The sequence below is a fragment of the Micromonospora sp. NPDC003776 genome (assembly GCF_053605645.1).
This window is the reverse complement of sequence record NZ_JBSGJR010000377.1, coordinates 1-7,048: the sequence shown is the minus strand read 5'-3', so window position 1 is coordinate 7,048 and position 7,048 is coordinate 1. Positions and strand designations below refer to the sequence as shown.

At 69.9% G+C, this 7,048-nt stretch carries 7 protein-coding genes; 5 read left to right on the top strand and 2 right to left on the bottom strand.

Features of this window, described 5'->3' with window-relative positions; translation table 11 throughout:
• Positions 1-42: 42 nt before the first annotated feature.
• Positions 43-1,389 (bottom strand): aspartate aminotransferase family protein, encoded by a 1,347-nt coding sequence (locus ACWEVO_RS25315; protein WP_452310009.1) that lies wholly within the window; start codon positions 1,387-1,389, stop codon positions 43-45.
• A gap of 149 nt (positions 1,390-1,538) precedes the next feature.
• Positions 1,539-2,051, bottom strand: coding sequence for an Lrp/AsnC family transcriptional regulator (locus tag ACWEVO_RS25310; protein ID WP_452310008.1), 513 nt, complete (start codon positions 2,049-2,051; stop codon positions 1,539-1,541).
• A 207-nt stretch (positions 2,052-2,258) separates the two neighbouring features.
• Here ACWEVO_RS25310 and ACWEVO_RS25305 point away from each other — a divergent pair, with 207 nt between their 5' ends.
• The 5 genes from ACWEVO_RS25305 to ACWEVO_RS25285 form a co-directional block, all read left to right on the top strand.
• A complete protein-coding gene (locus tag ACWEVO_RS25305; protein ID WP_452310007.1) occupies positions 2,259-3,443 on the top strand; it encodes an ABC transporter substrate-binding protein in 1,185 nt (394 codons plus the stop codon).
• Positions 3,444-3,448: 5 nt separating this feature from the next.
• A complete protein-coding gene (locus ACWEVO_RS25300) occupies positions 3,449-4,603 on the top strand; it encodes an ABC transporter ATP-binding protein (RefSeq protein ID WP_452310006.1) in 1,155 nt (384 codons plus the stop codon).
• On the top strand, positions 4,600-5,511 hold the full coding sequence (locus tag ACWEVO_RS25295; RefSeq protein WP_452310005.1) for an ABC transporter permease: 912 nt from the start codon (positions 4,600-4,602) through the stop codon (positions 5,509-5,511). Before ACWEVO_RS25300 ends, ACWEVO_RS25295 begins: the two co-directional genes overlap by 4 nt.
• Positions 5,511-6,347 carry an ABC transporter permease gene (locus ACWEVO_RS25290; RefSeq protein WP_452310004.1) on the top strand — a complete coding sequence of 279 codons (837 nt, stop codon included), beginning with the start codon at positions 5,511-5,513 and terminating at the stop codon, positions 6,345-6,347. Before ACWEVO_RS25295 ends, ACWEVO_RS25290 begins: the two co-directional genes overlap by 1 nt.
• The coding region (locus tag ACWEVO_RS25285; protein WP_452310003.1) for an NAD(P)/FAD-dependent oxidoreductase at positions 6,344-7,048 on the top strand (705 nt) is incomplete at its 3' end. The genes ACWEVO_RS25290 and ACWEVO_RS25285, both read left to right, overlap by 4 nt.

The window sequence follows — 7,048 nt, the reverse complement described above, 5'->3', positions numbered from 1 at the left end:
GGGACCCGTGGGTCCCGGCCCCGTCCGGCCCTGAGCCGCCGCTCAGAGGCGCGACCATGCCTCGGTCAGCACGGCCCGCAGGATCTGCTCGATCTCGTCGAACTGCTCCTGCCCGGCGATCAGCGGCGGGGCGAGCTGCACCACGGGGTCGCCGCGGTCGTCGGCGCGGCAGTAGAGCCCGGCCTGGAAGAGCGCGGTGGAGAGGAAGCCGCGCAGCAACCGCTCCGACTCGGCCTCGTCGAAGGTCTCCCGGGTGGCCTTGTCCTTGACCAGTTCGATCCCGTAGAAGTAGCCGTCGCCCCGGACGTCGCCGACGATCGGCAGGTCGTTGAGCTTCTCCAGGGTGGACCGGAAGGCGCCCTCGTTGGCCCGGACGTGGCCGATCAGGTCCTCGCGGGCGAACAGCTCCAGGTTGGCCAGGGCCACCGCGCAGGAGACCGGGTGGCCGCCGAAGGTGACGCCGTGGGCGAACATGCCGGTCTCGCTGAGGAACGGCTCCATCAGCCGCTCGCTGGCGATCATCGCGCCGAGCGGGGCGTACCCGGAGGTGATGCCCTTGGCGGTGGTGATGATGTCGGGCTGGTAGCCGTACCGGGTGGCGCCGAAGTACTCGCCCAGCCGGCCCCAGGAGCAGATCACCTCGTCGCTGACCAGCAGCACGTCGTACGCGTCGCAGATCTCCCGGACCCGCTGGAAGTAGCCGGGCGGCGGCGGGAAGCAGCCGCCGGAGTTCTGCACCGGCTCCAGGAAGACCGCGGCGACCGTGTCCGGCCCCTCCCGCTCGATGGCGCGGCCGATCTCCTCGGCGGCCCAGCGGCCGAACGCCTCGGGGTCGTCGCCGTGCTCCGGGGCCCGGTAGAAGTTCGTGTTCGGCACCTTGATGCCGCCGGGCACCAGCGGTTCGAAGTCGCTCTTGATGCCGGGCAGGCCGGTGATCGACAGCGCGCCCATCGAGGTGCCGTGGTAGGCGATGTAGCGACTGACCACCTTGTACTTGTTCGGCTGGCCGGTGCGCTTGAAGTAGGCCCGGGCCAGCTTCCACGCCGCCTCGACGGCCTCGGAGCCGCCGGTGGTGAAGAAGACCCGGTTGAGGTCGCCGGGGGCCAGCGAGGCGACCTTCTCGGCCAGCTCGACGGCGGTCGGGTGGGCGTACGACCACAGCGGGAAGTACGCCAGCTCGCCGGCCTGCTTGGCGGCCGCCTCGGCGAGTTCGGTCCGGCCGTGGCCGGCGTTGACGACGAAGAGCCCGGCGAGTCCGTCCAGGTAGCGTCGGCCCTGCGAGTCCCAGACGTACGTGCCCTCGCCGCGCACGATCGTCGGTACCTCGCCAGCGGAGTAGCTGGCCATCCGGGTGAAGTGCATCCAGAGGTGGTCGGTGGCGTTAGCCATGTCAGCCCCATCGGGTCTCGGGCCGGTCAGGGGGTGACACCGGCCGCTCTGCCCACGGTTATCCCACAGTCAATGCTGATAAGGCAAGTGCCGGGGGCTTTAGGCAACGGATTCAGCGAGAGGCGTTGGCCACTGCAACGGATTCCGTATCAGGCGGTGCCCCAGCTGTAGGTCTGCTTGCGCAGCTTGAGGTAGACGAAGGCCTCGGTCGCCAGGACGCCCGCCACGCCGCGCAGCTTCTGCAGGATCTCCAGCAGGTGCTCGTCGTTGCGGCAGACCACCTCGGCCAGCAGGTCGAACGAGCCGGCGGTGATGACCACGTAGTCGATCTCCTCGAACTCGGCGAGCCGGTCCGCCACGGCCTCCAGATCGCCGTCGGTACGCAGACCGATCATGGCCTGCCGGGGAAAGCCCAGCTGGAGCGGGTCGGTGACCGCGACGATCTGCATCACCCCGGCGTCGAGCAGCCGCTGCACCCGCTGCCGGACCGCCGCCTCGGAGAGGCCGACCGCCTTGCCGATGGTCGCGTACGGGCGCCGGCCGTCCTCCTGGAGCTGCTCGATGATCTGCTTGGCCACGTCGTCGAGCAGAGCGTGACTGGCTCCTTCACGCACCGTGATGCGGCGCGTGCCGTTGCCGTTCTCCAGTTGCCGGTTGACCATCATCCGCTCCCCATGTCCGAATCCTTGCGCTGAGCGTAGTGCCCGGCCGCAGTCTGGCGTATTTCGTCGCCCGAGGCTATTCCCGCAACGGAATCCCTTGTAAGGCAGGTCACCTCATGTCAGGATCAGTCGTCCATCGCCATTGACCCTCCCGCCGGCGCGCCACCCCCGTCCCGCCGCCGACGATGACCCCCTAGGAGTCGTCACATGCGTAGTCCCCACCGGTCCCTCACCCGGCGTGGTCTGCTCACCGGCACCCTCGGTTCGGCCGCCCTGCTCGCCACCGCGGGCACCCTGGCCGGCTGCGGCACCAAGGGCGCCCAGCAGACCGAGGCCGGTTGCAAGAGCGATGACCTCTCCGCGACCGAGAAGAAGCTGGCCTTCTCCAACTGGCCGCAGTACATCGATGTGGACGAGAAGGACGAGTCCAAGCGCCCCACCCTGGACGCGTTCGTCGCCAAGTCCGGCATCCAGGTGACCTACACCGAGGACGTCAACGACAACAACGAGTTCTTCGGCAAGGTGCAGAACCAGCTCGCCGGCTGCCAGCCCACCGGGCGCGACCTCATGGTCCTCACCGACTGGATGGCGGCCCGGATGATCCGGCTCGGCTGGCTCCAGAAGCTGGACAAGGCCAAGCTCCCCAACGTCGAGGCCAACCTGCTCCCGTCGCTGCGGAACGTGTCCTTCGACTCGGAGCGCCAGTTCTCCGTCCCGTGGCAGTCCGGCCTGGCCGGGCTCGCCTACAACGCCAAGGTGACCGGTGAGATCCGGACGGTCGACGAGCTGCTCAACCGCGCGGACCTCAAGGGCAAGGTGACCGCGCTCTCCGAGATGCGCGACACCATGGGGCTGCTGCTCCAGTCCAACGGTCATGACCCGTCGAACTTCACCGCTGCGCAGTTCGACGACGCCTTGAACAAGCTGCAGAAGGCCGTCGACTCCGGCCAGATCCGCAAGTTCACCGGCAACGACTACTCCCAGGACCTCAACAAGGGCGACATCGCCGCCTGCATCTGCTGGTCCGGTGACGTGATCCAGCTCGGCTTCGACAACCCCAAGATCAAGTTCGTGGTGCCGGAGTCCGGCGTGATGCTCTGGTCGGACAACATGCTGGTGCCGAACAAGGGCAGCCACAAGGCGAACGCCGAAGAGCTGATCAACTACTACTACGACCCGGCCGTGGCCGCCAAGCTCGCCGCCTACGTCAACTACATCTGCCCGGTCAAGGGCGCGCAGGCCGAGATGGAGAAGATCGACCCGGACCTGGCCAAGAACCCGCTGATCTTCCCCGACGAGGCGATGCTGTCGAAGTCCAGGGTCTTCATGGCGCTGGACGAGAAGCAGGAGCGGGAGTACGAGGCGAAGTTCCAGAAGGTCATCGGAGCGTGAGAACGATGGGACACGAGACACCGGCCGGCGACCTGCGGCTGGCCCACCTGACCAAACGGTTCGGCGTCTTCACCGCGGTGGACGACCTCAGCCTCACCATCCCGCAGGGCTCGTTCTTCGCCCTGCTCGGCGCGTCCGGCTGCGGCAAGACCACCACCCTGCGGATGATCGCCGGGCTGGAGGAACCGACCAGCGGGCAGGTGCTGCTCGGTGACCGGGACATCGCCGGGCTGCGGCCGTACAAGCGGCCGGTGAACACCGTGTTCCAGAGTTACGCGCTCTTCCCGCACCTCGACATCCACGAGAACGTGGCCTTCGGGCTGCGCCGGCGCGGCATCCGCAAGGTGACCGACCAGGTCGAGCGGATGCTGGCACTGGTGCAGCTCGAAGGGTACGGGCGGCGCAAGCCCGCCCAGCTCTCCGGCGGCCAGCAGCAGCGGGTCGCGCTGGCCCGGGCCCTGATCAACCACCCGCAGGTGCTGCTGCTGGACGAGCCGCTCGGCGCGCTCGACCTGAAGCTGCGTCGGCAGATGCAGATCGAACTGAAGCGGATCCAGACCGAGGTCGGCATCACCTTCGTGCACGTCACCCACGACCAGGAGGAGGCCATGACCATGGCCGACACCGTCGCGGTGATGAACGCCGGCCGGATCGAGCAGCTCGGCGCCCCCGCCGACCTGTACGAGTACCCCGCCACCGCGTTCGTGGCGAACTTCCTCGGCCAGTCCAACCTGCTCGCCGGCGAGGCGGCCGGGCGCAGCGGGGACGACGTGCTGGTCACCGCGCACGGCGGGCGCTTCTCGGTCCCCGCCGACCGGGCCCGCGTCGCCCAGGGGCCGGTCTTCCTCGGGGTACGCCCGGAGAAGCTGCACCTGGGCGGCGACCCGGGCGCCGTCCCGGGCGGGCACCAGTACGTCGGCGGCGTGGTCACCGACGCCTCGTACGTCGGCGTGAGCACCCAGTACCTGGTGCGGACGGCCTGGGGCAGCGAGCTGTCGGTGTTCGCCGCGAACAGCGGGGTCGGCGGGCGGCTCGCCGTCGGCACCCCGGTGACCGCGCACTGGGACCCGCAGCACGCCTTCGTCCTGCCCCGCGAGGCCGGCGAGGACGACCAGACCGCCCCGCTGCTCGACGAGCCGCCGGTGGGTGTGGCGTCATGACCGCGCTCGCGCACGTACCGACCTCGTCCGGGGAGCCGGCAGCGCCGCCGGCGCCCCGGCGGGGACGGTACAACCTGCTGCCGTACCTGCTGCTGCTGCCGGGCGCGGCCTGGCTGCTGGTCTTCTTCGCGCTGCCGCTGCTCCAGCTCGCCGCCGCCAGCCTCTACGACCCGGGCGGATCGCTCTCCACCGGGTACGCGATGACCTGGGCGTTCGACAACTACCCGACGGCGTTGCAGGCGTACTGGCCGCACTTCGTCCGGTCGTTCGTCTACTCGGCGATCGCCCTGGTGCTGGCCCTGCTGATGGGCTACCCGCTGGCGTACGCGATCGCGCAGAAGGCCGGCCGGTGGAAGAACCTGCTGCTGGTCGCCGTGGTCGCGCCGCAGTTCACCAGCTTCCTGGTCCGCACCCTGGCCTGGAAGACCATCCTGTCGGACAACGGCTGGCTGGTCGGCCTGCTGCGCGACCTGCACGTGCTCGCCCCGGACGGCCGGTTGCTGGCCACTCCGTTCGCGGTGGTGCTCGGCCTGACGTACAACTTCCTGCCGTTCCTCGTGCTGCCGCTGTACGCGAGCCTGGAGCGGCTCGACTACCGGCTGCTGGAGGCGGCGAACGACCTGTACGCGAGCCCGCTGCGGGCCTTCCAGAAGGTCACCCTGCCGCTGTCGATGCCCGGCCTGATCGCCGGCACGCTGCTCTTCTTCATCCCGGCCACCGGCGACTACATCAACGCCGAGCTGCTGGGCACCCCGAACGAGTACATGATCGGCAACGTCATCGACTCGGCGTTCCTGGTCCGGCTGGACTACCCGCAGGGCGCCGCCCTGTCCTTCCTGCTGATGGCGGCGATCCTCGCGATCGTCTTCGTCTACCTGCGCAAGGCCGGCACCGAGGAGGTTTTGTGATGCGGCGCTGGATCGCGGACCGCTGGGTGATGGGCGTGGCCCTGCTCGTCCTCGCCTACCTCTCACTGCCGATCGTCGTGGTCGCCGGGCTCTCCTTCAACCGCCCCTCCAGCCGGCTGTCCTACGACTTCAACGAGTTCACCCTCGACAACTGGGCCCAACCCTGCGCCACCTCCGACATGTGCGACGCCGTGGTGCGCAGCATGGAGATCGGGCTGATCGCCACCGTGGTCTCCACCATCCTCGGCACCCTGATGGCGTTCGCCCTGGTCCGGCACGGCTTCAAGGGCCGGTCCGGGATCAACGGCCTGATCTTCCTACCGATGGCCACCCCGGAGCTGGTGATGGGCACCTCGCTGCTCGCCCTCTTCGTCGCCGCCGGGGTGCCGCAGGGCTTCTGGACCATCGTCATCGCGCACGTCATGTTCTGCGTCTCGTTCGTGGTGGTCACCGTGAAGGCCCGGCTCGCCGGCATGGACCGGCGGCTGGAGGAGGCCGCCATGGACCTGTACGCCAGCGAGTGGCAGACCTTCCGGCGGATCACCCTGCCGCTCGTGCTGCCGGGCATCGTGGCCGCCGCGCTGCTGGCCTTCTCGCTCAGCTTCGACGACTTCATCATCACGAACTTCAACGCCGGCACCACGGTCACCTTCCCGATGTACGTCTGGGGCGCCGCCCAGCGGGGCATCCCACCCCAGGTCAACGTCATCGGCACAGCGATGTTCGCGATCGCGCTGCTGCTCGTCGGCGCCAGCACGCTGCGCGGCCGGCGAGCCCGACGGGCGGCCCTGGTGGCCCCGGTCGCGGCCGTCGGGGCGCCGAAGAGCGCGTCATGAAACTCCCGCATACCGGCCGGGCGCTGGCCGCCGCCGCGCCCGTCCCGTACTGGCTGGACCGACCGGAACGCCCCGACCCGCTGCCGGCGCTGGCCGGCACCCACGACACCGACCTGCTGGTGATCGGCGGCGGCTACTCGGGCCTCTGGACCGCGCTGCTGGCCAAGGAGGCCGACCCGGACCGGGACGTCCTCCTGGTCGAGGCGGGCACCTGCGGCTGGGCGGCCTCCGGGCGTAACGGCGGGTTCTGCGCCGCGTCGCTCACCCACGGCCTCGCCAACGGCGTCGACCGGTTCCCCGGTGAGATCGACGAGCTGGAGCGGCTCGGCCGGGAGAACCTGGACGCCATCGCCGCGACCGTCGCGAAGCACGGCATCGACTGCGACTTCGAACGCACCGGGGAGCTGGCGGTGGCGGTCGAGCCGTACCAGCTCGCGGGGCTCGTCGAGGACGCCGAACTGGCCCGCCGGTACGGCCACGACGTCCGGCTGCTCGACCGGGACGAGGTGCGCGCCGAGGTCGACTCGCCGACGTACCTCGGCGGCATGTGGGACCGGGACCGGGTGGCCATGCTCGACCCGGCGCGGCTGGCCTGGGGACTACGCCGCGCCGCGCTCGACCTCGGCGTACGGATCCACGAGCACACCCGGGTCACCGGCCTGCGCCGGGACGGCGGCGCGCTGCGGGCGACCACGGCCGGC